Genomic DNA, 23,359 nt, shown 5'->3' with positions numbered 1-23,359 from the left:
CAATGCGATCTTAGAAGGAGATGAAATCATGAGCGAATATCTCTCTTATGACGGGTATGCCCTGGTTTTCGAGGACGATTTTAACGGGGAAACTCTGGATAGAACCAAATGGAACGTAGAGCTGCACGATCCGGGCTGGGTCAATGAGGAGCTTCAAGCCTACGTAGACGCGGAAGATGTCCTGTCCCTGCGGGACGGCTTCCTGCATATCCGCCCCACCAGGCTGGCGCTGGGGGATGGAAGCGTCTTTTACCGTTCCGGACGGATTTCCACCCAGGGAAAGCACGAGTTTACCTATGGGATTTTCGAGGCCCGCTTGAAGGTTCCGCGGGGAAAAGGGTTTCTCCCGGCCTTCTGGCTGATGACGGGGGACGAGGAGCGCTGGGGCCAGTGGCCCGTCTGCGGCGAGATCGACGTCTGTGAGGTCCTGGGCCACGAGCCCCGGACGAACTACGGCACGCTTCACTACGGCCTGCCCCACGAGCAGAGCCAGGGGGCGGTTACTCTGCCGGAGGGGGACTTTGCGGCGGATTTCCACACATTCTCTTTGGAGTGGCTTCCCGGGTGCATCCGCTGGTATGTGGACGGCAGGCTGTTCTATGAAGCGGAACAGTGGTTTTCCGCCGGGACGGATGGCCTCCGCACGCCCTTCCCGGCGCCCTTTGACCATAACATGTATGTGATTTTGAATCTGGCGGTGGGCGGCGTTTGGCCCGGCCCGCCGGATGAAGCAACAGACTTTGCCCGCGCCGCTTTTGAGGTGGACTACGTGCGGGTATACCGGAAAACACGTCAATCAATGGAGGAGCTATGATGGAGAAAATCCGCTTTTTGGATGAAAACGGAACCTTTGAACTGAGAAATCCCGAGGCGGTCAGCGGCCTCTATTTTCCCCTAGCCAGCGAGACCGGACTAAAAAGCGCCATCGCCCCCGATCTGGCCGGAGACAGCAAGCTGGACCAGGAGTCTTTTCTTCTGGAGCCGGTAAGCATCGAGGACCTGCGGAACAGCCGCGGCACCCGAAATTTCTGGTGCGTGACAGAAAAGGGCTGCTGGTCCGCCTCCGGCGTCAGCGCCGAACAGGAGGCCGCCCGCTTTACGCCGGACCAGGACGAGAGCGTCCTGACGGCGGGATTCTTGTGGCAGACGGTGCGCCGGACCTCAAGGCGCTATGGCCTTCAGGCGGAGCTGACGGCCTTTGTGCCGCCGGATGAGAATGTGGAGATTCTGGAGGTGCGGGTGACAAACCGGGACGCTGCGCCCCAGCGCGTCACCGGCGTCGCGGCGGTTCCCATCTACGGCCGGAGCGCGGACAACCTCCGGGACCACCGGAATGTGACCTCCATGCTCCACCGGATTCGGACCACAAAATACGGCGTCCAGGTCAAGCCCACCATGTCCTTTGATGAAAAGGGCCATCGGGAAAACCGCCGGATTTACTATGTCTGCGGAACAACCGGGAACGGTGGCGCCCCCGCCGGATTCTACCCGACGGTGCAGGAGTTTGTGGGCGAGGGCGGCACATTTCTCCATCCCCGGGCCGTCTGCGAGGACCGGGAGGCCCGGCCCGCCGGAATGGAGATCGACGGCAGGGAGGCCATGGGCGGCATCCGCTTCCCTGAGGTCACCCTGGGACCTGGAGAAACGTCGGTGTACCTCGTCTTCCTGGGAATTACGGAGGATGCCGGGGACATGGACCGGATTTTAACGGCCTGCGGCACAGAGGAACGGGTCCATGCCGCCCTGGAGCGCACAAAAGCTTATTGGCAGGACAAGGTAAACGTCCGCTACCAGACCGGCTCGGCGGACTTCGACCGCCTGATGCGCTGGGTGAGCCTCCAGCCCCTTCTGCGGCGGATCTACGGCTGTTCCTTCCTGCCCCACCACGACTATGGCCGGGGAGGCCGGGGCTGGCGGGACCTCTGGCAGGACTGCCTGTCTTTGCTGCTGATGGACCCCGGCGGCGTGGGGGAGATGATCCAGGCCAGCTTCGGCGGCGTGCGGATGGACGGAACCAACGCCACCATCATCGGAGAGGGCCTGGGGAACTTTATCGCGGACCGCAACGGCATCGCCCGAGTCTGGATGGACCACGCCCTCTGGCCCTTGATGACCACCAAGCTCTACATCGACCAGACGGGGGACCTGGATATCCTGCGCGCGAAGGTCTCCTACTTCAAGGACCCCCAGGCTATGCGGGGTACAGAGATCGACGGACAGTGGGACCCGGCGTACGGAAACAGGCAGCGGACGGCTTCCGGCAAGGTCTACACCGGCAGTATTTTGGAGCACCTGCTGATTCAGCACCTCACCGCCTTTTATGAGGTGGGGGAGCACAACATCTTCCGCCTCCGGGGGGCCGACTGGAACGACGCCCTGGACATGGCCCCGGAGCGGGGGGAGAGCGTGGCCTTCACCTGCGCCTACGCAGGCAATCTCAAGGACCTGGCGGGGCTTCTCCGGCGGCTGGCCGAGACCTGGAAAAACGTGGAGCTGGCGGAGGAGCTGGAGGAGCTGCTTCGGACGCCGCCCATAGACTACGACGATCTGTCGGAGAAAAAGGCGGTCTTGGAGCGATACACCCGGCGCTGCGCCCACAATGTCAGCGGCGGGACCATCCGGGTCCTCCCGATGGAGCTGGCGGAGAACCTGGAGGGCAAAGCGGACTGGCTGATGGAGCACATCCGCCGTCAGGAGTGGATCGCGGACGGGAGGGACGGCTGGTTCAACAGTTACTATGACAACCACGGGCAGCCCCTGGAGGGCATTGCGGAGACCGGCGCACGCATGATGCTTACCGGACAGGTGTTCGCCATCATGAGCGGGACCGCCACGGAGGAACAGGTAAAGGCCATTGCCCGCAGTGCCGACAAATACCTCTACAAAAAAGAGGAGGGGGGCTACCGGCTGAACACGGACTTCCACGAGCTGAAATTCGATATGGGCCGGATGTTCGGCTTTGCCTACGGTGAGAAGGAGAACGGGGCGGTGTTCTCCCACATGACGGTGATGTACGCCAACGCCCTCTACCGCCGGGGCTTCGTCCGGGAGGGCTATAAAGCGCTTCAGACCCTGGCGGACGCCGCTCTGGATTTTGAGAGCAGCAAAATCTATCCCGGCATCCCGGAGTATTTCAACGCCGAGGGCCGGGGAATGTACCACTACCTCACCGGCGCGGCCAGCTGGTACATGCTGACGGTGATCACGGAGGCGTTCGGCGTCCGGGGGGAGAACGGCAGCCTGGCGATCGCCCCGAAGCTGGTGCGGGAGCAGTTCGGCGAAGCAGGGACCGCCTCCCTGACCCTTCCCTTCGCCGGTAAGCGGTTCCAGGTGATCGCCGTCAACCTGAGCCGGAAGGACTACGGCGAATACCGGCTGGAAAAGGCGTACCTGACCACGGCGGACGGCCCTCAAATGCGGCGGCTGCCGGTGACGGAAGGACGGGTCCTGCTGGACCGGGCGCTTCTGGACCGGCTGCCTGTGACGGAAAATCAGATCACAGTGGAATTGATGTAAGGAGATGACGCGCGATGCAGTATGGATTTTTTGACGATCAGGCCCATGAGTACGTGATCACCCGGCCCGACACCCCGGCCCCTTGGGCCAACTACCTGGGCTCTCCGGAGTACGGGGCGCTGATCTCCAACAACGCCGGAGGCTACAGCTTTGTCAAATCCGGGGCCAACGGACGGATTCTTCGGTATGTGTTCAACCAGTTCGACCAGCCGGGGCGGTACCTCTATCTTCGGGACAACGAGACGGGGGACTTCTGGTCCGCCTCCTGGCAGCCGGTGGGAAAGGACCTGGATACGTACAAAAGCGAGTGCCGCCACGGAATGGGCTACACGGTCATGACGGCGGATTACGGCGGCATCCACAGCGAGGCGGCTTATTATGTGCCCTTGGGCGGGACCCACGAGGTCTGGCGGCTGACAGTGCGCAACGACTCGGACCGCCCCCGGACGTTGACCCTCACGGGCTACGCGGAGTTTACCAGCCACGGCAATTATGAGCAGGACCAGGTGAACCTGCAATACTCCCAATTTGTCACCAGAACCCTGTTCGACGAAAACCGGGTCCGCCAGCAGATTCACGGCAATCTGGACGCGGCGGAGGACGAGGTGGACGCCAAGTCCGTCATCGAGCGATTCTTCGGACTGGCCGGGGCGGAGGTTTCCTCCTACTGCGGCGACAGGGCGGAATTCCTGGGACCCTACCGGGGATACGGCAGTCCCGTAGGCGTGGAGCGTGGGAACCTCTGGAACCGCCTGGGCTACAACGGCAACAGCTGCGGCGCGCTCTCGGCGGCTGTGACCCTGAAGCCGGGAGAGACTGTGACAGTGGCCTTCCTGCTGGGGGAGAAACACGAGCGGGAAAGCGCCGCTCTTATGAAGGCGTATCAAGACCCGGAGGCGGTCTGTGAACGGGAACTGGAGGCCCTGAAACAGTTCTGGCACGGCAAGCTCTCCCATTTCCAGGTCAAGACCCCCTGTCCGGCGTTCGACACCATGATCAACACCTGGAACGCCTACAACAGCTTCATCACCTTCACCTGGTCCCGGGCGGCGTCGTTCATTTACTGCGGTTTGCGCAACGGCTACGGCTACCGGGACACGGTGCAGGATATCCAGGGCGTCATCCATCTGGAGCCGGAGGCTGCGGCGGAGAAAATCCGCTTCATGCTCTCGGCCCAGGTGGACCACGGCGGTGGACTGCCCCTGGTGAAATTCACCCACGACCCGGGCCATGAGGACACACCGGAGGACGCCTCCTACGTTCAGGAGACCGGCCACCCCGCCTACCGGGCCGACGACGCGCTGTGGCTGTTCCCCACGGTCTACAAATACATCGCCGAGACCGGGAACGTTGGTTTTTTGGATGAGGTCATTCCCTTTGCCAATCGGGATGAGGGCACCGTATACGAACATTTAAAGCGGGCGCTGAACTTTTCCCTCCAGCATTTAGGCCCCCACGGGATGCCCGCCGGCCTTCACGCCGACTGGAACGACTGCCTGCGGCTGGGGGCGGAGGGGGAGTCCTCCTTTGTGGCCTTCCAGTTCTACTACGCCTTTACCGTCCTGCGGGAGTTTGCCGCCTGCCGGGAGGACGGCAGGTATCTGGACTGGCTGGAGAGGGAACAGAAAAAGCTCCGGACCCTGCTCAACGACCTGTGCTGGGATGGGGACCGCTACATCCGGGGCTTTACCGAGGCCGGCGAGGTCATCGGAAACCACAGCGCCCCGGAGGCCAACCTGTGGCTCAATCCCCAGAGCTGGGCGGTCATCAGCGGCCTGGCGGACGGGAAACAGGCCCAGCTGGCCATGAACAGCGTCTATAACCGGCTGAATACCGACTACGGCGCCATCCTCATGGACCCGCCCTACCACGCCCACGCCTTCGACGGGGCGCTGGCCGTCATCTACAACGCCGGGGTCAAGGAGAACGCCGGGGTCTTCTCCCAGTCTCAGGGATGGCTGATCCTGGCGGAGGCCCTCCTGGGCCACGGGGACCGGGCCTTTGAGTATTTCAAGGAAAACGCCCCCTCCATGCAGAACGACCGGGCGGAGATCCGGAAGATCGAACCCTACTGCTACGGCCAGTTCACCGAAGGGCCGGCCAGCCCAAACGCCGGGCGGTCCCACGTCCACTGGCTCACGGGCACGGCTTCCACCGTTATGGTGGGCTGTGTGGAGGGCATCCTGGGGATGCGGCCGGACCTGGAAGGGCTGAAAATCGCGCCCTCCATCCCGAGGGAATGGAAGGCGCTGGAGATCGAGAAGGATTTCCGGGGGAAAAGGCTTCACATTCTGGTGGAAAATCCAAACGGCAGGGAGTCCGGCTGCGAGTCCCTGACGGTGAATGGAATGCCCATGGAGGGAAACTACGTGCCGGAGGCCTGCCTCACGGCGCGGACGGAGATTGTCCTGACGATGTGAAAGACTCCCGGTTCACGTTCCAGTTGTTCATGTAGTTCCTGTCCCGGTAGGCCTTGGGCGTCATGCCCATCTGGGTGCGGAAATGCTGGATGAAATGGCTCTGGGAGGAGTAGGACAGCATGGCGGCGATGTCCGCGAAGTCGTAGTCGCTGAAGCGGAGGAGATTCTTCGCCATGTCGATCTTCCTCTGGCGGATGTACTCGCTGACGGAAATGCCGGTCTCTTGCTTGAAAATGCGGGACAGGTGGGCCGGGGAGATGGAGATGGCGGAGGCCAGCTCCTGGATCGTAATACGGTCCATGATGTGGACGTAAATGTAGTCGATGGCCTCCGCCACCTGCTTGGAAGAGGCGATGCGCTTTTTCAGGTTCCGCATGCGGCAGACATAGTCCAGGGCCATCTGGTCGTGGACGTAGACGATTTCCGCCATATTGGTGCAGCAGTCCATCCGGCGGATGTACTCGTCACTGAGCCCGAAGGCCTCCTCCATGGCCATGCCGCCCTCCATGCAGAAACGGGTCAGCATGGCTGCCGTCACTACGAAGTGATAGCGCAGATTGGTCACCGGGTCCTCGGAGAGCTGCCCCACGCCCTCCATGTTCTCAAAGGCGCCCCGGCTGCAGTTCTCCTGTACCGCGTCGATCATTCCCTCCGCCACGGAGCGGTAAAACAGAAACTCCTCCCCGGGCTCCCGATGGCTGGTGACCTCCCGCTCCCCGTCGGCCTCCAGAGGCTTCCACGCCTTTGCTCCATTCATATGCACACCTCCTTCAATATCTTTCAGGGCTAGAATATATCATAGATTTGATATTTCGGCAAGAGGAAAGACGGGAGATTTTTCCGCAGGCTAACTGGAAATTATATGTAAAATACCTAAAGTCCGGCATGAATTTGATATATCTTTCTTTAATTTTGTATACGCTTTTTCGGCGGCACTTTATAATGAGGGGAGCATCACAGCAGACGGCTGTATCAAATTGGAAATAGGAGGAAACGATCGTGAAGAGAAGAATTTGGTATGCCGCTCTGATGGCCGCGATGATTCTTGGCCTTCTGAGCGGGTGCGGCTCCAGTCCCGGCGGTTCGGATGTTGTGCCGGGCGTGGAGGGCAAGATCCTCAACATCTACGTGTGGAACGATGAGTTCCAGGGGAAGTTCAACGCCAACTATCCTGAGATCGACCATCTGTCCAACGACAAGTCCGTCACCTTCCTGAAGGACGGCACGGAGATCCACTGGGTCATCAACCCCACTCAGGACGGCGTCTACCAGCAGAAGCTGGACGAGGCGCTGCTCAAGCAGGACCGTGTCTCCGCCGATGAGCGGGTGGACATGTACCTGGTGGAGGCCGACTACGCGCTGAAATACATCGACCCGGAGGCCAATGTGGCCATGCCCATCTCCCAGCTTGGCATCACGGACGCGGACATCGCCAACCAGTACCGCTACACCTTGGACGCCATGCGGACGGCTGACGGCGAGATCCGGGGCCTCAGCTACCAGGCGACCCCCGGGATGCTGGTCTACCGCCGCTCCATCGCTAAGGCCGTTCTGGGCACCGACGACCCGGAGACCGTGGCCGCCGCCGTCTCCGACTGGGATAAATTCTATGAGACGGCGGAGCGGATGAAGGACGCCGGCTACTACATGTACTCCGGCCGGGCCGACACCTACCGGGTGTACTCCAACAACGTCTCCTCCCCCTGGGTCAAAAACGACAAGACCGTGGTGGTGGATCCCAATATGATGCGGTGGGTGGAGCGCTCCTTGGAGGATACCCGGAGCGGGATCAACCACAATGTGCCGGGCCAGTGGATCGACGAGTGGAACAAGGACATGGGCCCGGACTCCAAGGTTTTCTGCTTCTTCCTGCCCGCCTGGGGCCTGGACGTGTGCATCAAGCCCAACGTGACGGACACTGCCGCCGCCCAGGACTGGGCCTCCTGCCCCAGCCCCCAGAGCTTCTTCTGGGGCGGCACCTGGCTGGTGGCCGCCCAGGGCTCCGACAACCCCGAGCACGTGAAGGACATTATGCTCAAGATGACGGCGGACCGGGACATCCTCCGGAGCCTTGCGGTGAACAATGGGGAGATGAGCAACGACCAGCCCCTGATGGAGGAGCTGGCCCAGTCCCCCGACTTCGGCATTGAGCTGCTGGGCGGGCAGAATTACCTGGGCGTGCTGTCCGAGGTGGCCGCCAATATCGACCTGAGCAACATCTCCTCCTATGACCAGGGCTGTGTCGAGGAATTCCAGAACACCTTCGGCGACTACTTCAACGGCAAGATCAGCCTGGAGAAGGCCAAGGCCAATTTTGAGATGTCCATCACCGAACGCTACCCCTGGCTGGTAGGCGGCGGCGTGGAATGGCCGTAAAAGCGGCAGACCATTGATACTGTGAAAGGGGGACCTCTTATGCAAAACCAGAAGAAACTCAAAACCGTCAGCTACGCCAAATGGGGCTATCTGTTCATCCTGCCCTTCTTCCTGTCCTACGCCATCTTTTCCCTGATTCCGCTGGCGGACACCATTCGCAACAGCTTCTATGAGTACTACGCCTTCGGCCTGAAGACGGTGGGCCCCAACTGGACGGGCCTCAGCAATTACATCTCCCTGCTCTCCTCGGACCTGCCCAAGTACGCCTGGAACACCTTCGTCATGTGGATCCTGGGCTTCGTGCCCCAGATCGTGGTGGCCCTGGTGCTGGCGTCCTGGTTCACCGACGCCCGGCTGAAGATCCGGGGCAAGCAGTTTTTCAAGGTGGTCATCTACCTGCCGAACCTGATCATGGCCTCCGCGTTTGCCATGCTGTTCTTCGCCCTGTTCTCCAACGCGGGACCCATCAACAACATCCTCCTCAACATGGGCGTGATCGGGGAGGCCATCCGGTTCATGGAGTCCACCCTGGGCGCCCGTACCTTGGTGGGCCTGATGAACTTCCTCATGTGGTTCGGCAACACCACCATTATGCTGATGGCGGCCATCATGGGCATCAACCCCTCCATCTTTGAGGCGGCGGAGCTGGACGGCTGCACCCACCTCCAGAAGTTCTTCAAGATTACCCTTCCCCAAATCAAGCCCCTGCTGACCTACACACTGATTACCTCCCTCATCGGCGGTCTCCAGATGTTCGACGTGCCCCAGATCCTCACCGGCGGCAAGGGCGCGCCCGACCGGACCACCATGACCCTGATTATGTACCTCAACAAGCACCTCCAGGCCAAGAACTACGGCATCGCCGGTGCGCTGTCCGTGTTCCTCTTCATCATCAGCGCCATCCTCTGCTGGTTTGTCTTTAAGATGAACACCGATCCCGACCCCGACGGCTCCAAGTCCGCCGCCAAGCGCGCCAAGAAAGGGGGCAACGCGTAATGCAGGAAAAGAGATCTCACGGGCGTGAAATTCTCGCCCATGTCGTTTTGATTATCTTGGCGTTCCTGTGCCTGTTCTTCTTCTACATCCTGATTATCAATGCCACCCGTTCCCACGCGCAGCTTCAGCTGGGCTTCTCCGCGCTGCCTGGTTCCAGCCTGGTGACGAACTTTAAAAACGTCATCAACGACCCGGCTATCCCCATCCTCCGGGGCGTCCTGAACAGCCTGATCGTCTCCGGCTGCTGCGCCGCCATCGTAACCTACTTCTCCGCCCTGACGGCCTACGGCATCTACGCCTATGACTTCAGGCTGAAAAAAGCGGCCTTCACCTTCATCATGGCCATCCTGGTCATGCCCACTCAGGTGACGGCCCTGGGCTTCCTCCGCCTGATCACCAACATGGGTATGGACGACTCCCTGCTTCCCCTGATTATCCCCTCCATCGCCTCTCCCGCTGTGTTTTACTTCATGCACAGCTACATGCAGTCCTCCCTGCCCAAGGACCTGATCGAGGCGGCCCGGATCGACGGCTCCATGGAGTTCAGCACCTTCAACCGCATCGTACTGCCCATCATGAAGCCCGCCATCGCGGTACAGGCCATTTTCACCTTCGTGGGCTCCTGGAACAACTACTTCATTCCCGCCCTGGTGATTACCTCCAAGAACAAACAGACCCTGCCCATCATGATCGCCACCCTTCGGGGCGCGGACTACATGAACTTCGACATGGGAAAAATCTACATGATGATTACCATCGCCATTGTGCCCATCATTATCATCTACCTGCTTTTGTCGAAGTTTATCGTAGAAGGCGTCACCTTGGGCGGCGTCAAGGAGTAACGACGGCAAGGAGAGACCGCACATGGAAAAATGGATTCGCACCCGCTATCAGCCCAATCTGCCCCTCAACGGCGAACGCCGCGTGACGGCCTGCCCGGAACACATCGCCCTCTCCCGGCAGGCCGCCCAGGAGGGCATGGTGCTGCTGAAAAACCGAAACAGCCTGCTCCCCCTGGCCCCCGGCAGCCGGGTGGCTCTGTTCGGAAAGGGCAGTTTCGACTATGTAAAAGGCGGAGGAGGCAGCGGCGACGTGACCTGCGCATATGTCCGCAATGTCTGCGACGGGTTGAAAGAGGAGGGCGTTTTCGTCTACGAACCCCTTTCGGACTACTACCGGGCTTATGTCGCGGAGCGCTATGCCGCCGGGGACATCCCCGGATTGATGGCGGAGCCGGAGCTTCCGGTGGAACTGCTGTCCTCGGCGCGGGAACATGCGGATACCGCCGTGATCGTCCTCAGCCGCTTCTCCGGCGAGGGCTGGGACCGGATTCCCGTGATTCCCGAGAACAAGGACTATGTATGGGCCGACGAGGTGCTTATGCCCCAGCGGGCCCAGAGGATCTTCCCCAAGGGGGATTATTACCTGACGGACGCTGAGAGCGCCATGGTGGACCAGGTCTGCGCCGCCTTTGACCGGGTGGCCGTGGTGCTGAACGCGGGCGGCGTCATGGACGTCTCCTGGTTCTATGAGAACGACCGGATTTCCTCCGTGCTGCTGGCCTATCAGGGCGGTATGGAGGGCGGAAGCGCCATCGCCGCCCTGCTGGCCGGAAAGGCCAATCCCTGCGGCAAGCTGCCGGACACCTTTGCCCGGGACCTGGATGACTACCCATCCACGGAGCATTTCCACGACTCCACAGACTATGTGGAATACGCCGAGGATGTCTATGTGGGCTACCGGTATTTCGAGACCCTGCCGGGCGCGGCGGAGCGGGTTTGCTATCCCTTCGGCTTCGGCCTGTCCTACACCCGCTTTGCTCTGGAGGTCCTGGAGGCCGGGGCGGAAAACGGAATAATTCAGATCCGCACCCAAGTGACCAACATCGGGGACCGGGCGGGGAAGGAAGTGGTCCAGCTCTATTTCTGCCCGCCCAAGGGGCGGCTGCAAAAGCCCTCCCGAAATCTGACGGCGTTCCGCAAAACCGGACTTCTGGGCCCCGGCGAGAGCGAAACGGTGACGCTGTCCTTTGCCGTATCGGATATGGCCAGCTTTGACGACCTGGGAAAGATCGCCCCCTCCGCCTGGGTGCTGGAAAAAGGCCGCTATGACCTGTATCTGGGGACCAGTGTCCGGGACGCGGAAAAGCTGGATTTTGCCTGGGAACAGGCGGAGACGGAAATCGTCCGGCAGTGCAGGAATGTCCTGGCCCCGTCCCAGCTGGCGAAGCGTCTCCAAGCGGATGGGACCTGGGAGTATTTGCCTGCCGCCCCGGCGGTAGACACGGATGCCAACGCCCTTGTTCCCCTGGATCCCAATACCCTGGAGGCGGTGGCCCCGGAAGCGCGGGCCAGAGGGCGGTACTGGCTGGCCCGGCCTTACCCGGAGGGGGTGCGGCCCCTGTCTGAGGTGGCGGAGGGAAAACTGACCCTGGACGCTTTCATGGCCCAGCTCTGTGACGAGGACCTCATCCATCTGCTGGGCGGCCAGTCCAACGTAGGTGTTTCCAATACCTTTGGCATTGGGAACCTGCCGGAATACGGCGTGCCCAACATCACTACAGCCGACGGCCCTGCGGGCCTTCGGATTCAGCCGGAGGCGGGCGTGTGCACCACCGCCTGGCCCTGCGCAACGCTTCTGGCGGCAACCTGGGACGAAGACTTGGTTTTCAGAGCCGGCGAGGCCGCCGCCGCGGAGGTGAAGGAGAATAACATCTCCGTCTGGCTGGCTCCGGCGGTGAACATCCACCGCAGTCCCCTCTGCGGGCGGAACTTTGAGTACGACTCCGAGGACCCCCTGCTGGCGGGAAAGATCGCCGCCGCCATGGTGCGGGGCATCCAGTCCCGGCATATCGCCGCCACGGTGAAGCACTTTGCCTGCAACAACAAGGAGACCAACCGGAAAAACAGCGACTCCCGCCTCTCCCAGCGGGCTCTGCGGGAAATCTATCTGCGCCCCTTTGAGATCGTGATTCGGGAGGCGGAGCCCTGGGCGGTCATGAGCTCCTACAACATCATCAATGGCCGCCGGGCCTCGGAGAGCCGCGAACTGCTGACGGACATTCTCCGAGAGGACTGGGGCTATACCGGCATGGTCATGACCGACTGGTGGACCAAGGGAGAGCACTATAAGGAAATCCTGGCCGGAAACGACCTGAAAATGGCCAACGGCTACCCGGAGCGGGTCCAGCAGGCCATGGACCTGGGGCTGGTGTCCCGGGAGGACCTGGAGACCTGCGCACGGCGAGTTCTGGAACTGATTTTGAAGATTGACTGACGAAGGAGGAACCTTACTTATGGCAACTTTGAATTTGAAAGGGATCACCAAGATCTATCCCCACAGCGGCGGACAGAAGAAGCCCAAAAAGGGGGCGCCTGAGAAGAAGACCAACCTCCAGGTGACGGACAAGGGCGTTGTGGCGGTCCAGCAGTTCGACTTGGACATCAGGGATAAGGAGTTCATCGTTTTGGTTGGCCCCTCCGGCTGCGGCAAGTCCACCACGCTGCGGATGGTTGCCGGCCTGGAGGAGATCTCCGGCGGCGAGCTGTACATCGACGGGAAGCTGATGAATGACGTGGAGCCCAAGAACCGGGACATCGCCATGGTGTTCCAGAGCTACGCCCTGTACCCCCACATGACCGTCTACGAGAATATGGCCTTCCCCCTGAAGCTCCGCAAGGTGCCCAAGGACGAGATTGACAAGCGCGTCAAGGAGGCCGCCGCCACCCTGGACATCACCCAGTACTTAGACCGCAAGCCCAAGGCCCTCTCCGGCGGCCAGCGCCAGCGGGTGGCCATCGGCCGGGCCATCGTCCGGGAGCCCAAGGTGCTTCTCATGGACGAACCCCTCTCCAACCTGGACGCCAAGCTCCGCAACCAGATGCGCGCCGAGATCATCAAGCTGCGCCAGAAAATCAACACGACATTTATGTACGTGACCCACGACCAGACGGAGGCCATGACCCTGGGCGACCGGATTGTCATCATGAAGGACGGCTTCATCCAGCAGATCGGCACCCCCCAGGAGGTGTTCGACCATCCGGCGAACCTGTTTGTGGCGGGCTTCATCGGCATGCCCCAGATGAACTTCTTCGACGCCAAGCTCCTCTGCGAGGGCGGCAAATACTTTGTCAGCGTAGGCGGCTGCAAGGTGGAGCTGTCCGGCGACAAGCAGAAGAACCTGGCGGCCCAGGGCGTCCAGTCCCAAGCCATCACCCTGGGCGTCCGGCCCAGCCACATGGTGCTCTCCAAAGAGCCGGGCAACACCCTCACCGCCACCGTGGAGGTCAGCGAGATGATGGGCAGCGAAGTCCACTTCCATGCCAACGCCAACGGCAAAGACGTGGTGGTCATTGTTCCCACCATGGACGCCGAGGGCCGGCACATCGATTCCTTCCACGCCGGCGACCAGCTGAATCTCACCTTCTCCGGCAGTGTGTGCCATATCTTTGACCGCGAGGGAAGAAATCTGGAATTTTAATGACGAAACGGGTGCTGTCTTTTGACAGCACCCGTTTTTTCTTCTTGGAACCCGTATTCATACCGGGGATGCCGAATGGGTGAGAATTTTTCCCGCCAGACAAGGAGCGTTTCCACAGCTATATTGACGTATGGCAAGGGAAAGCGACGCGGTATGGCGGATAGGGGCCCCCGCGAAATCGAAGATTTCGTGGAGAGAGGACTGCGCCTGCGGCGCATTTCGGAGATCAACCGCCCGTAGGGCGGCTCTCAGGCCGGAGATGAAGAAATGCAACAGAACGGAGCTTTCGGCATAGCCGGAGGCGGAACGAGCGGAGTTTCTTCTGACGAGGACCGGCCAGACGGCGTCCAACGGTTGTGAATACAGGTTCTTAAACAAGACCCGGCGTATTCATCAAGTCAGGCTCAGATACAAGTCTTTATATTGTTTTGCGGAGTTCTCCCAGGACAGGTCCTTCACCATATCCCGCAGGATCATTTCATCCCAATACTTGCGCTGGTCAAAATAGAACGCCTTCGCCCGGTTGATGGCGTCCAGAAGCAGGCCGGCGTCGTAGCGGTCGAAGGTAAAGCCATTCCCGGAGTTGAGGCCCATGTTATAAGGCTCCACCGTATCCTTCAAACCGCCGGTTTCCCGGACGATGGGAATGGTGCCGTAGTGCATGGCGATTAGCTGCGTCAGCCCGCAGGGCTCAAATTGAGACGGGACCAACAGGGCGTCCGCTCCTGCGTAGATCCTATGCGACCGCGCTTCATCGTACATGATATTCGCGCACACACGCCCTTTATACGCACTCTCATAATACCGGAAAGAGTCCTCATATACCCGGTCTCCGCTGCCGAGCACCACAACCTGCGTATATTCGTCCACAACTTGGGGAAGAACGGCATTGACCAAATCCAGTCCTTTCTGATTCGTCAGCCGGGAAATCAGCCCGATCACAAATTTGCCGCTGTCTTGGACCAAGCCCAATTCCTCCTGTAACTTCCGCTTGTTCTCCTTTTTCTTTTCCAGAACGTTGGATATGTTGTAGCCGGCGTGCAGGCAGGAATCGGTCTCCGGGTTCCATATATCATAGTCGATGCCGTTTACAATGCCGCGCAGTTTGCCGGAATGATACCGCAGATGGGCGTCTAAGGTCTCTCCGTAGTACGCGCTCTGAATCTCACCCGCATAGGTCTGGCTTACGGTGGTAATGATATTTGCGTAGGCCAATCCGCCTTTGAGCATATTTGCGTCGTTATAGCCCGTTTTCAAAGCGTCCTTGTTAAAGACGTAATCCGGCAGTCCGGACCAGTAGCGGATCGTGGGAATATTGTAAATTCCCTGGAAACGGAGATTGTGGATTGTCAGGATTGTCTTTGCGGAGGTCAGCTTTGTCTCAGCAAACAAAGTCCTCAGATATACCGGGATTAGGGCGGCCTGCCAGTCGTGGCAGTGGATGATATCGGGGATCCAATCCATGTAGTTCAGCGCCGCAAGAGCCGCTTTTGCAAAGTAGCAGTATTTGGGTATATCATCAATGAGATTGGTGTATGGATTTCCCCAGCTGAAAAACTCTTCGTTGTCAATGAAATCGTATACCACGCCATCCCAGACATACTCCATGATGCCCACATAATAAGACCGGCCGTCGGCGCAGAGGTCCATCTGAAAAGAGCCGCGGTAAATCATTTTCTGCTGATACTCCCACGGGATGCACTTATAGCGGGGAAGGATGACTTTCACATCGCAGTTTTGCTTCACCAGCGCCTTGGGAAGCGCGTACATCACATCGCCCAGGCCGCCGGTCTTGACAAATGGGTAGCATTCCGAACCGATGAACACGACGCTTCTTCTGGGGGACCCGCAGGGCTGCTCCGGCACGGGCGCTTCCACAGGCTCAGACGCCGGAGTATTCTCCTCTGCAGCTTCCGCACGGGCTGCCTCTGGCTGTTCCTCCAGGACCGGTTTAGCAGGTCCGATCTGTGGACGCTCTTCGATCCTGTCTTTTACCACTCTTGGAGGGTCCGCTTTTATTTCTGCCGGTGTCTGGCTCGCACTGCCTGCTTCGGTGTCTTGAGACTTGCGTTCCGCGGCTGTGGATTCTAATAGGACTTTGCTTCTTTTGTCGGTTTTTGCGCTTTTCCTTTTTGCCATTTTGCATCACCTTTTCATTATTTTTGATGATTGCTATAGGGAGCTAAGAAAACACGAATGTATAAAAAGCGGCAAGTTCCTCAATTGGATCCGCTGCTTTATAGCATTTTACAGGCTATGGCTCCTTCAGCCACTCCCGATATTCCTCCAGCGTGATCTTCCCCTCTTCGCACTCCGTTTTTTTCTCTCTGGCCTTCTCGCCCCAGGCGTAGAGCGTCGTAGAGGAGATCTTCCCGGTCTTCGTCCAGGCGAAGCGCTTCTTGTACTCCCGGCGGTAGACCTTGAAGATCTCGTCATCCTCCTTGCTCTGGGACCATTGGACAAAGGCGCCGATCTCCTTGCAGACGCGGCCCTTCCCATCGGTGGTGATGTCGCAGTACTCGGCGGTGCCCCTGCCCTTGACGGCGAAGTAGAGGCCGCAGTTTTTGCACACGCGCATCCGCTGCTCCCGCTGGACGCACTCCCGGAGGAAGTAGTCGATCAGGTCGTAGACCGTTCCGGGGTAGAGGACTTCCGTAAAGTTGCGGGAGTCTACCGGCTCAAATTTCAGCGGCAGGGCGCGGAACTGAAATGTGTTCAGAGTATCGGAGCCCTCCCGGTTATAGTAGCTCGCCATGAGGTTCTGGAGAGAGGACTTTTTCCCAAGCTCAATGTCCAGCACATTCTGAAAGAGCCGCTGGATTTGCTTCTGCATGGAATCAATGTCGCTTGGGATGTGCGTCAGCTTTTTTCCAGGCAGCAGAGCGGTCAGCGCGGAGCCCTCCGCGTTTACCGCCTGATCGAAACGCTGCATCCAGTCCAGGCGGAGCTGCTGGAAATAGATGTGAGCCTCCGCCAGCTCGTCCAATCCGGCGAGGACAATGCCGGCATCCTGTGGCGCTTTCGTCTGATAGAACCGCAAGAGTGCTTTCTCCATATCCTTAATCAGAGGTTCGTATCTCCAAATGTCCAGACGCAGCAGCTTCAAAAGACTTTCCGAAAACGGGAAGTCTTTTTTTTCCAGCGATGAGTCAGGACCATAACAAAAATACTCTCTGCGGTTGGCGATGTAGGTTTTGAATGTATAGTGGTTCATTTCATACCCTGCAAGATAGACTGCCAATAAAAATAATTATACGACCAGTCTTGACAAGAACTCGGAGGTCTTCTAAACTGAAACGAGAAGGGACCGCTCATATAATAAAAGATAAAATAAGACTATCACATGAGCGAATAAAAGTCAAATCAATTTTCAAAGGAAGTACTGCGGAAATAACCTGCCGGGGACTAGACAAAGCCGCGGCTAACTGCTAGAATGAAAAATCAGGAAATGTCCCCGATTCCAGGGGGCGCGAGGAGGTAGGAAGAGGTCATGAAGGAGAAGAAGGGAGGCTTCCTCCGCTGGCCGTGGAATGTGGCGGTTTACATCGCGCTGCTGGCGGTGTTCCGCCTGTTTGCCGTTCCCATCATTCTGATTTTGATGGCGGTCCAGCGGAAGAACAATCCCCACGGCGTGGAGGAAGGCTATTGCCTCAGCCGGACTCGAAGGCGGTTCAGCTGGGTGCTGTGGGGACTTTTGTGGCTTGCTGCCGCCGCCGGGCTGTTTTACGTGTTTTACATAGGATTCCAGCAGGACCGGACCTATTGGGAGTCCTCGGACTATGTGACGCTGGCGGTCAGCGGGGGAGGCGGGGCTCTGTTCCTGCTTCTGGGAGCTTACATGGGCTATGCCGGTGCCCGGGATACGTTTTTCCCGGAAAAAAGCGCCTTGGCGGCGTCTATCCGCAGCCAGCTTCCCTACCCGGAGGAGGCCCCTCCGGTTGGAGAACTCTTCGCCATGGTGGACCGCGACCTGAAGGCGAACGGCCGGTGGTTTGACGAGATGGGCATTGGCCGGGAGTGGGTCCTGGGTGAGCAAGCCAACCGGATTGACCGCATCCGGGGCGTCTTCGTGGTGGATGAGACCAGGACCCGCCGCAGCGGCGGCCGTACCATCACCAGCCGGGTCTTGCAGCTGGTGCTGGTGGACGACCGCTGGCAAAAGCACATTACGGATTTCAAGAAGCCCCAGGAGCTGCGGGCGGCGGCGGACTGCCTGGCCCTCCGGGTCCCCGACGCCCGGCGGGGAACCAACAGCCAGTGGAGCGCCTTTTGGTCCATGGACGAGAGCGAGCGGGAGGCGTTCGAGCGGGACTTCCGCCAAAAGCAGAGCCGCCGGGCCTCGGAGGCCGCCCAGCGGGAGATTCTCAGCGAGGGCCCCCAGGACATGATTTTAAAGCGCCGGAACGGCGAGGTGACCTCCCGTGTGACGGCTTCCCTGGTGGAAGAGGTGCTGAAACGCTGCCTCAGCGGGGAGGAGTCCGGCTTTGAGCTGATGCCCACCCGGCCCGTGGAGGGCGGGGGCCGCACCTTCCGCGCCCTGGACTGCCTGATTCGGGAAGAAGGAGAGGAAAAGATCCTGCTGCTGCTGGAACTGGCTCCCTCAGAGGGAGAGAATCTGGCCCTGGCCTTGACAACAGACGCCCGGGGGGCGGAGAAGGTCCTGCGGGGCTGGCTCCGCCGGGAGGTCCCGGACCTGACGGGCTGGGACCTGCGGCGGGTTTATAGTGCGCCCCAGGCCGCCCGCCCTCAGGCGCAGCGGAAATCCCAGGCGAGGCTTTCCCTGGTCTATGCCAGCGGCGCGGCGGAAAACCACACTACCTTTACGGAGGAGGATGTCCAGATGGCGGCAGAGGGCCTTGTGGACGGGACCTATCAGCTGGTGGACCTGACCCACGCCTCTGGCTATTTGTGGATTCGGGTGACGGCGGGGGATAAGATGGACGCCCGCTGCACTGTGGAGGCCACGAAGCCCGAGGGGGCGGAGCTGGGTTTCTATATGGCAAAGATGCCGCCCAAAGAGGCGGCGGCATGGCTGACAGGATATCCCCGCGGAGAGTTCCTGCCGGGAGGCCGGGACTGGAAGCGGGTAAAAAAACCAAGTTGACAAAGGAGAGGTTCCATCATGGCAGCAGTTTTGAGCGATGAAGTGAAGCAGGCCCTTCAGGACATCTATTACAATGTCCGCACAGGCCGGGGCAAGGAGGCGTTTGCCCTTTTGGAAAAGGCTTCCGCCGCCGGGGACGGCGACGCCAGCTGCATTCTGGCCCGGTGCCTGTGCGGCCATCAGTACGTCTGGGGCTGGCACGGCTTCCCGGAGGATGACGAAAGGGCCACAAAGCTCCTCCACAAGTCCGTGGAGCAGGGCAGCGCCCTGGGGGTGCTGGTGGCCCTGCGGAGCGGGGAGCTGACGCCCTCCGTCCAGAAGAAGATGCCCTTTGAGAGTCTCCAGCAGGCCTTTGAGCAGGTGGAGGCTTTGGCGAAGGAAGGGGACGCGTTCTGTCAGTATATTGTCGGCAACAGTTATTTCTGGTGGGACTTCCTCCGTATTCAGAACAAGGGCAAGGATTCCTTCCCCAGTCAGGCGGAGTTCAAGGCGTACTTAAAAGGAGAGATTTCCAAGTGCGAGGACTGGTTCTGGAAGGCCTTCCGGGGCGGGATTTATTTCGCCGCCAATAACCTGAACCAGTACTATACCAAGGGGGACGAGGACATCATCGCTCCTCAGCCGGAGAAGGCCGAGGGCCTTTTTAAAATGGGCGCGGAAATGGGATACCCTCTCCATCAGTACTTCTATGCGCAAGAGCTGGAAGAGGCGGAGAACTTTGCGGAGGCGGCCCGTTGGTATAAGGAATCCGCCGAGGCTGGAAACGGCGGCGGCTGGTATAAGGTTGGGACGATCTATTTCGACGGGAAGGGTGTGGAGCAGGACGAGGCCTATGCGGTGTCCTGCTTTGAAAAGGAGCTGGCCCGGGACTCGGAGCACATCGGGTCCAACAATCTGCTGGGCAAGGCGTATTTCTACGGACGGGGCGTTCCCCAGGACTATGCCAAGGCGTATCAGCTCCTGACGCTGGCCCATGATAAGGGAAATACGAATTGGGGCGTGTACTATCTGGCCAAGTGCTGCTTCAAGGGCTGGGGTACCCCCCAGGATTACGGTAAGGCGCTCCAGTATCTAAACGAGATGGACTGGAATCACTGGGAAAAGGATTATATGCTGGGTGTCATCTACGCTCGGGGCCTGGGCGTGGCGGAGGATATTCCCAAGGGCGTGGCCCATCTCCAGAAGGCGGCGAGCCACACGGAGGCCAAGGAGGAGCTGCTGAACTACAAAAAGACCCTCTTCGGCAAGTGGGTCCGGCGGAAATGAGGGCGGAAACAGGCGGCGGAAGCGTATTGCTTCCGCCGCCTCTGGCGCGCACCGGGTCCTCCACGGCGTCCAGCTCAAGTATTTTTACAATCAAGAGGCCATCAACTGCATGGAGCACAATTACCAGCGGGAGCTCAGCGTGGAGGAGCTGGCGGACGTGTGCAAAAGGACAGCATTTTTGTGATGCCTCCTTATGTGTGATGGAAACATCATTCGTGTATAAACTAGGCTTGTCGAATCTTGGACGCATTGCAGGCAAAGGAAAGCCCATCTGCAGCAAAACAATTTGTCTGCTCACAGATGGGTAAAGATTCTCTAAATCTAACCGAGTATAATTTCGGCTTGATTAACTTTATTGAAATGTTCCATCTTTGAACTCAATAAGCGCCTGTCTCTTGAGTTCGGCTATCTACATATATGATGGGTTTATGGTTGCAATCGATTTGAACTCTATTTATAGCAATCCAAGAAATTAGCAAGGAATACCAGCGGCAGAAAACCAACCAATGCAGTCGGATGGGCGGATCAGCGAGAAAGCCTCAGCAATACCATGCGGAAGCTGAGGCAATAATCTGATTTTCAGCTTGCGAAGAATCGCCTTGATTTTTGACCGCTGCTTCTCGGTGCAGAGAGCCAGAACCGCAAGAATTTCCCTGCGGGTTTCCATGCGGCACACATATTCCTCCGGTGATTCGCAGCAGGGCAAGCAGCCCTCGGTGACAACTATGTACCGTCATAGCCGCGTTCGTCCCAATGGTCTTTCCACTAGCGGTAAAAGCTCCGATCAAACTGCTTGGCTATCACCCAAAACGCGTCAAGGGTGACAGCATCATCATATGACAAATTGCGCCGATGCTTTTTGATGGTAATTCCCATCCTGCATTTTCCTTTTGTTCAGTTTTTGCTGGGGCCTGAACGAAAGGGGAGAGGAGCGGCAGCGGGGCCGGTGCCGCTGGCTCGAAAATGCAAAAGCACCCGGACGGCGCGGGGCCATACGGGTGCAGGCAACAATATTATGGGTCGTCAAGAAACGACTATTTTCGCAATCCTGGGTGGACTTCGCCGCTGCGGGGGGGGTAGGCTTTTTTTGACAGGCTCTTATCTATCTGTAATTGCATAGCGGTATTCTCCTATATGTCGAGAAAGCAAATAGAAAGGCGGCGGCTTTCATAAAACCGCCGCAGAAAATAAGCCCTAAATGGATAGAGCTTCTGTTATTCGCTGAAATTACCCTACATCATCCGACGGAGCAGAATAGTGATTCTGTACTGTTACCGGAAGCTCGTCATACTGTACCTCGCTCCAGTCCAGGACGCCCCGGACCGGCATGATGGTCAGACGGATAAAGGCCCCCTCCCGAAGTTCTCTGGATGTCCCGAAGGTGATCTCTTTTTCGCTCCCGTTTTCGTCATAGGACAGCAGCGTGTAGGAATAGGGCAGGCTGCCTTTGAAGTTAATGACGCCTCCGTTAGAATCCACCTGTTCCACCCTGGTGTTATCAATCTGGGCGTAATACTCGGTGCTGCCGGAGCCGGAGAGGAACCATGCGCAAAAGCCGGCCAGACCAATGAGCAGGACGGCAACGATTCCTATTGTGATTTTCACTTTTTTCTTCATGTTGTTTGACACCCCTTACCAACCTTTTTTAGTGATGACCCGTTTGGGCTTTTTTGTCGTCTTTGGAGCCGCGCCTTTTTTTGCTGTCGCCACAAAAGCGGCGGCAATCAGCAGAGCGGCCAGCAAACTGAACATACAAAGCAGCGGATTCCAATGGACAGCCGCATCATAGCTGCGGTATCCAATCAGCCCCATGCTTGCGGTCACGGGATACAAATTCGCCAAGGTCATGCTCCCCGCCGCGAACATGCCGCCGTAGCCGTAGACAAAGGCGACAACCGCTCCAATCAAGTGCCCGTTTGGAATACGGGCGGCGATGGCGATGATTGGCAGAACCGCGATATAAAGGAGCAGACAGTTGGCCGTGATCTGCAACCCGGCCTGCATAATTACCGGAAAATCACCGCCAGGAAAGCCCAAGAGGAAGGATGCCATCACCGTGAACACAGTGCTGACGATCCCCAGGAACAGGGAGAGCAGTCCGCAGACGGCCAGCTTGCCAGCCAGCAGAGCGGGAAACGACAGGGGAACCGTCAGAATATTTTTCAGCGTGTCGTCCGTTCCCTCCCGGCTGATGATATATCCGGTAATCAAAGCGATGCACATGGGGAAAATTGTTGTGATGTTGTTCTTCAGGACCTGCTCCACGAAAAAGGAGAAGGTCCATACACTTCCATCCTGGGCGGTGGTGGAGAAAACGGTCAGCAGGACGGACAGCAGCATCAGGAAAACCCCTGCCCAGATCATGTGGTACCGTTTCAGTTTCCAAAATTCGGTTTTCATCAATACCAGCATTTCAATTCCCCCCTCTCGTTTTATACAGCCGGTCAATCAGCAGAATGGACAGGACAGTCATTGCACTCAAAATCAAAACGGTCTGCATTGTTGAGGGAATCAGGTATTGCAGTTCCCCCAAGCTGCCCTTGACGCCATGCCGAACCATATCCCCCGCGCACCAGAGGTTTGTGAGGGGAATCGGCATCAGCCAGCACAAAAACTTCGGCAGGACACCGAAACTGCTTTCGGCGGTCAGGCTTAACACGCTGTAAAAAATGCACAGCAGAACGGAGAAGATATAAGTCTTGCTGAAAAAGACCACCAGCACCACCAGCGGCAGAGTGCCCGCTGTGATGAAAATCCCCATCTCCACCGCCAACCACAGCTTATAGCCCAGTCCGCCCACCTCGGCAATCAGGCCCCCACAGACAATGGTGACGGCGGCTGTGGACAGGCAGAAAATCAGTCCGAACAGAAACAGAACGATCATTTTGGCAAAAATCATCTGGGTGCTGGTCACCGGGATGGTCCGCAGGTTTTTGAAGGTGTCGTTGTCCCGCTCCATAAAGAACAGCATGGCGGCGATGACGCCGATGACGCAGGGCAGAAGCAGCTCCACCCCATAGCCCAGGACAAACTGGTAAAAGTCGTCAAAGAGCTCGGCTTTCGTGTCGTACCGCTCCATCATGCGGGGCGTCAGCATCATCAGTGCCAGCGGGGGCGGGAACAGGAACGCGGAGAGGATTACAAAAGGAATGAACTTCTTCCGTTTCAGCTTCTGAAGCTCACAGGAAATCAGCTTAAGCA

Annotated in this window: 17 protein-coding genes; 10 read left to right on the top strand and 7 right to left on the bottom strand. The window is 58.7% G+C overall.

Features of this window, described 5'->3' with window-relative positions; translation table 11 throughout:
• Positions 1-28: 28 nt before the first annotated feature.
• The 3 genes from Q1M04_RS10725 to Q1M04_RS10715 are packed head-to-tail and all read left to right on the top strand — an operon-like array spanning position 29 to position 5,936.
• A complete protein-coding gene (locus Q1M04_RS10725) occupies positions 29-814 on the top strand; it encodes a glycoside hydrolase family 16 protein (RefSeq protein ID WP_297999104.1) in 786 nt (261 codons plus the stop codon).
• Complete coding sequence (locus Q1M04_RS10720; protein WP_366132063.1) at positions 811-3,516, top strand: GH36-type glycosyl hydrolase domain-containing protein; 2,706 nt, start codon at positions 811-813, stop codon at positions 3,514-3,516. Before Q1M04_RS10725 ends, Q1M04_RS10720 begins: the two co-directional genes overlap by 4 nt.
• 14 nt (positions 3,517-3,530) lie before the next feature.
• On the top strand, positions 3,531-5,936 hold the full coding sequence (locus Q1M04_RS10715; RefSeq protein ID WP_297999102.1) for a GH36-type glycosyl hydrolase domain-containing protein: 2,406 nt from the start codon (positions 3,531-3,533) through the stop codon (positions 5,934-5,936).
• On the opposite strand, the gene Q1M04_RS10710 is transcribed toward Q1M04_RS10715, so the two are convergent.
• On the bottom strand, positions 5,902-6,693 hold the full coding sequence (locus tag Q1M04_RS10710; RefSeq protein ID WP_297982419.1) for a helix-turn-helix transcriptional regulator: 792 nt from the start codon (positions 6,691-6,693) through the stop codon (positions 5,902-5,904). The genes Q1M04_RS10715 and Q1M04_RS10710 overlap by 35 nt on opposite strands.
• Before the next feature lie 242 nt (positions 6,694-6,935).
• Here Q1M04_RS10710 and Q1M04_RS10705 point away from each other — a divergent pair, with 242 nt between their 5' ends.
• From Q1M04_RS10705 to ugpC, 5 genes are read left to right on the top strand one after another with little or no spacing between them, the layout of a single operon-like run.
• A complete protein-coding gene (locus Q1M04_RS10705; RefSeq protein WP_295736706.1) occupies positions 6,936-8,312 on the top strand; it encodes an extracellular solute-binding protein in 1,377 nt (458 codons plus the stop codon).
• A 39-nt stretch (positions 8,313-8,351) separates the two neighbouring features.
• Entirely contained in the window at positions 8,352-9,308 is a 957-nt protein-coding gene (locus Q1M04_RS10700) for a carbohydrate ABC transporter permease (protein WP_295736703.1), read from the top strand.
• The gene (locus Q1M04_RS10695; protein ID WP_295736701.1) at positions 9,308-10,150 is read left to right on the top strand and encodes a carbohydrate ABC transporter permease; all 843 of its coding nucleotides are present in this window, start codon (positions 9,308-9,310) and stop codon (positions 10,148-10,150) included. Before Q1M04_RS10700 ends, Q1M04_RS10695 begins: the two co-directional genes overlap by 1 nt.
• Before the next feature lie 22 nt (positions 10,151-10,172).
• Positions 10,173-12,584, top strand: coding sequence for a glycoside hydrolase family 3 C-terminal domain-containing protein (locus tag Q1M04_RS10690; RefSeq protein ID WP_297999705.1), 2,412 nt, complete (start codon positions 10,173-10,175; stop codon positions 12,582-12,584).
• A 19-nt stretch (positions 12,585-12,603) separates the two neighbouring features.
• On the top strand, positions 12,604-13,788 hold the full coding sequence (gene ugpC, locus Q1M04_RS10685; RefSeq protein WP_297999706.1) for an ABC transporter ATP-binding protein: 1,185 nt from the start codon (positions 12,604-12,606) through the stop codon (positions 13,786-13,788).
• A 393-nt stretch (positions 13,789-14,181) separates the two neighbouring features.
• Here ugpC and Q1M04_RS10680 read toward each other — a convergent pair whose 3' ends face one another.
• Together Q1M04_RS10680 and Q1M04_RS10675 are read right to left on the bottom strand one after the other, a co-directional pair.
• Positions 14,182-15,927 (bottom strand): glycogen synthase, encoded by a 1,746-nt coding sequence (locus tag Q1M04_RS10680; protein WP_297999707.1) that lies wholly within the window; start codon positions 15,925-15,927, stop codon positions 14,182-14,184.
• 115 nt (positions 15,928-16,042) lie between these two features.
• Complete coding sequence (locus Q1M04_RS10675; RefSeq protein WP_366132242.1) at positions 16,043-16,828, bottom strand: DUF6076 domain-containing protein; 786 nt, start codon at positions 16,826-16,828, stop codon at positions 16,043-16,045.
• A 450-nt stretch (positions 16,829-17,278) separates the two neighbouring features.
• Here Q1M04_RS10675 and Q1M04_RS10670 point away from each other — a divergent pair, with 450 nt between their 5' ends.
• Both Q1M04_RS10670 and Q1M04_RS10665 read left to right on the top strand, forming a co-directional pair.
• A complete protein-coding gene (locus Q1M04_RS10670) occupies positions 17,279-18,892 on the top strand; it encodes a hypothetical protein (protein ID WP_297999712.1) in 1,614 nt (537 codons plus the stop codon).
• Positions 18,893-18,910: 18 nt separating this feature from the next.
• Entirely contained in the window at positions 18,911-20,158 is a 1,248-nt protein-coding gene (locus tag Q1M04_RS10665) for a tetratricopeptide repeat protein (RefSeq protein ID WP_297999714.1), read from the top strand.
• 472 nt (positions 20,159-20,630) lie between these two features.
• On the opposite strand, the gene Q1M04_RS10660 is transcribed toward Q1M04_RS10665, so the two are convergent.
• From Q1M04_RS10660 to Q1M04_RS10645, 4 genes are all read right to left on the bottom strand, one after another.
• A complete protein-coding gene (locus Q1M04_RS10660; protein WP_297999716.1) occupies positions 20,631-20,825 on the bottom strand; it encodes a hypothetical protein in 195 nt (64 codons plus the stop codon).
• 560 nt (positions 20,826-21,385) lie between these two features.
• Positions 21,386-21,775, bottom strand: a complete 390-nt coding sequence (locus Q1M04_RS10655; protein WP_300346575.1) for a YxeA family protein — start codon at positions 21,773-21,775, stop codon at positions 21,386-21,388.
• 15 nt (positions 21,776-21,790) lie between these two features.
• Positions 21,791-22,570 (bottom strand): ABC transporter permease, encoded by a 780-nt coding sequence (locus Q1M04_RS10650; protein WP_300447700.1) that lies wholly within the window; start codon positions 22,568-22,570, stop codon positions 21,791-21,793.
• Position 22,571: 1 nt separating this feature from the next.
• On the bottom strand, positions 22,572-23,359 hold a 788-nt coding region (locus tag Q1M04_RS10645; protein WP_300447697.1), incomplete at its 5' end, for an ABC transporter permease.

This window comes from uncultured Oscillibacter sp., assembly GCF_950073225.1.
In the GTDB taxonomy this organism is placed as follows: domain Bacteria; phylum Bacillota; class Clostridia; order Oscillospirales; family Oscillospiraceae; genus Oscillibacter.
Note: the sequence above shows the minus strand (reverse complement) of the source record. Positions and strands in the feature narration are given on the sequence as shown.